The sequence below is a fragment of the Roseateles sp. P5_B10 genome (genome assembly GCF_056400485.1).
Window position 1 is genome coordinate 1 of sequence record NZ_JBFULE010000603.1, and the last position, 3,264, is coordinate 3,264.

Annotated in this window: 3 protein-coding genes; all 3 read left to right on the top strand. The window is 70.5% G+C overall.

Annotated features, from left to right (window positions below; genetic code table 11):
- Nucleotides 1-18: 18 nt before the first annotated feature.
- The 3 genes from yjjJ to AC1DU6_RS24580 are packed head-to-tail and all read left to right on the top strand — an operon-like array spanning nt 19 to nt 3,262.
- On the top strand, nt 19-1,377 hold the full coding sequence (gene yjjJ, locus AC1DU6_RS24570) for a type II toxin-antitoxin system HipA family toxin YjjJ (protein ID WP_477860272.1): 1,359 nt from the start codon (nt 19-21) through the stop codon (nt 1,375-1,377).
- Nucleotides 1,374-2,240, top strand: a complete 867-nt coding sequence (locus AC1DU6_RS24575) for an alpha/beta hydrolase (RefSeq protein ID WP_457324497.1) — start codon at nt 1,374-1,376, stop codon at nt 2,238-2,240. Before yjjJ ends, AC1DU6_RS24575 begins: the two co-directional genes overlap by 4 nt.
- A gap of 41 nt (nt 2,241-2,281) precedes the next feature.
- Nucleotides 2,282-3,262, top strand: coding sequence for an LLM class flavin-dependent oxidoreductase (locus AC1DU6_RS24580; RefSeq protein WP_477860274.1), 981 nt, complete (start codon nt 2,282-2,284; stop codon nt 3,260-3,262).
- Nucleotides 3,263-3,264: the final 2 nt, after the last annotated feature.

The window sequence follows — 3,264 nt, forward strand, 5'->3', positions numbered from 1 at the left end:
GGACACGATTCCTGAATCATGTCCGCCGACCTCACCAGCCTCGAACGACTCCTGCGGCCACGCGGCCCTCTGGGGCTGGCGGACATCGCCGCGGCCCTGGGCTGCTCGACCAAGACCGCCCAGCGATTGGTTGCGGCGGCCGGTGTCGCCGTCGTGGCGGCGGGTCAGACCCGGCGTCGGCGCGTCGCTTGGCGACGTGATTTCCGTGGCCAACGCGTTGAGGCCCAGCTCTACCGCATCGCTGCCGATGGCCGCCCTCAGGCCCTGGCCCAATTGCGCCCGATCTGGCCGCAAGGCTGCCATCTCGACACCCTGGCCGCCGCCTGGCCGGCGCCCGACGACGCACGCGACGGCTGGTACGAGGGCCTGCCCTACCCGCTCTATGACCTGCGGCCGCAGGGCTTCCTGGGCCGCAACTTCGCGCGCCGGCATGCCGCCGGCCTGGGCCTGTCCCCCGACCCACGCAGTTGGGACGACGATGCCCTGCTATTGGCCCTGAGCAGTCTCGGCGATGACCTGCCGGGCGAGTTGCTGGTGGGAGACGCCGTCCTGCGCCGTTTTCTCGATGCCAGGCTGGCGTCGCCGGCGCCGCTGCATGAGGCAGGACTGCCAGCCCGCTACGCCGAACTGGCAGCCCAGGCCATGGAAGGCGCACTGCCCGGCTCATCGGCGGGCGGCGAATTTCCCAAGTTCACGGTGGCACGCGAACTGGCAGGCATGGCGACACCGCATTGCGTCGTCAAGTTCTCGGGCGCCGACGAGTCCGCAACGGTGCAGCGCTGGCGCGACCTGCTGGTCTGCGAGCAACTGGCGGCGGCGGCCTTGGGGCTGGAGGCGGCGCACACCCGGCTGCTGGCACATGAGGGGCGCCACTTCCTGGAAAGCGAACGCTTCGACCGCATCGGCCCGCACGGGCGGCGAGGGGTCGTCAGCCTCGAAAGCGTCAATGCCGGCCTCGTCGGTGAGGCCACGAACGATTGGACCCGGGTGGCCGCTGCACTGGCCGCCCACGGCCTGCTGAGCACGGCGGATGCCGAGCGGGTCGCCGAGCGCCAGCTCTTCGGCCAACTCATCGCCAACAGCGACATGCATGGCGGCAATCTGTGCTTCTTCCACGACGCCGCGGGTCTGAGCCTGGCGCCCAGCTACGACCAGCTCCCCATGCGCTACGCACCGCTGGCCGGTGGCGAAGTGCTGTCCCCGCCGCTCACACCCATCCTGCCGCTGCCGACGGAGCGGGATCGCTGGCTGCGTGTGCTGCCCCGCGCACGCGGGTTCTGGCAGGCCGCCGCGGCGGATGAGCGCATCAGCCTACCGTTTCGCATGCTGTGCGCCGACAACGCCGCGGCGCTTGAGCAGGCAGCCTCCGTCGCATGAACCGTTTGCTCCTCATCACGCTGCTGCTGGCTCTGGGTGTTGTCGTGTTCAGCCTGGCCGCCGGCGAATGGCTGACCCGCCCGCCCCGCGACTCCATCGGCCCACCACCGCCCGATTTGCGGGCCGAGGCGCTGCGCCTCCCCTACGGCGACAGCCAGCAGGTCAGCGGCTGGTTCCTGCCCGGCCGCCCGGGTGAAGGCGCGGTGCTGTTGCTGCACGGCGTGCGTGGCAACCGGTTGCAGATGCTGGAACGCGCCCGCTGGCTGCAGCGCGAGGGCATTGGCAGCCTGCTGATCGACCTGCCCTCGCATGGCGAAAGCAGCGGTGACCGCATCAGCTTCGGCCGCCGCGAGGCGCTGGGCGTGCAGGCGGCGCTGGGCTGGCTGCACGCCCGCCTGCCGGGCGAAAAGCTGGGCGGCATCGGCGTGTCGCTGGGCGGCGCTTCGCTGTTGTTCGCCGAGCGCCAACCCGAGCTGGATGCCATGGTGCTGGAGTCCGTCTACCCCACCATCACCGATGCYGTGCAAGACCGCCTGGTGGCGCGCCTCGGCCCGGCCGGCGCCTGGGCTGCACCGCTGTTGCTGCTGCAGATCCCGCTGCGCCTGGGTCTGGGCGTGCATGAGCTGCGCCCCATCGAAGCCATCAAGGCCGTTCACGCGCCGCTGCTGGTCGCGTCGGGCACCGCGGATCGCTCGACGCGCTGGGTCGAGACGGAGCAGCTTTTCGCCGCGGCGACCGAGCCCAAGGCGCTCTGGCCRGTGCCGGGTGCCGGCCATGAGGACCTGCACGACTTCGACGCCTCGGCCTACCGCGGTCGCCTGCTGCCTTGGTTGCAATCACATTTGCGCAAAGCCGGTGGCTGACAGGGCCAAGCCGGCGCCGGCAAGATGCCTGCATGTCTACCCTGCCCCCGCTCTCCATCCTCGACCTCGCACCCGTCGTCGAAGGCGCCACGACGCGTGAAGCCCTGCTGAACAGCCTGGACCTCGTGCGCCTGGCCGACACGCTGGGCTATACGCGCTACTGGGTGGCCGAGCACCACAACATGGAAGGCGTGGCCAGCTCGGCCACTGCGGTGCTGATCGGCCAATTGGYCGCGGCGAGCCAGCGCATCCGCGTCGGCGCCGGCGGCATCATGCTGCCSAACCATGCGCCGMTSRYCATCGCCGAACAGTTCGGCACGCTGGCCSAACTCTTYCCCGGCCGCATCGAYCTCGGCCTSGGCCGCGCGCCSGGCACCGACCGGCCGACGATGCGCGCGCTGCGGCGCAGCCTGGAGAGCAGCGGCGAGGACGGTTTCCCCAACGATGTGCTGGAGCTGCAGAGCTACCTCGCGCCACTGGCCGCGCAGGCACAAGTGCGTGCCGTGCCGGGCCAGGGCACCGAGGTGCCGATCTGGTTGCTGGGCTCCAGCCTGTACTCGGCCCAGCTCRCCGCTCACCTCGGCCTGCCCTTCGCATTTGCGTCGCACTTCGCGCCCGAGATGCTGATGCAGGCGCTGCAGATCTACCGTTCCACCTACAAGCCCAGCGCTCGCCACCCCAAGCCGCATGCGATGGTGGGCCTGAACATCATCGTGGCGCCAACCGACGACGAGGCGCAGTACCTGTTCACGTCGGCTCAGCAGCGCTTCCTGGGCATGGTGCGCGGCCGGCGCGGCAAGCTGCCCGAGCCGGTGCCGAGCATGGATGCGCTGTGGTCACCGGCTGAGCGCATGCAGGTGGAGCGCATGCTGAGTGAATCCATCGTCGGTTCGCCGGAGACCGTGCGCGCCGGGCTGGCGGAAACGAGCGAGCGCACGCAGGCAGACGAGTTCATCGTCGCCTGCGCGGTGCATGACCATGCACTGCGCCGGCGCTCGTACGAGCTGCTGGCGCGGCTCTGAGC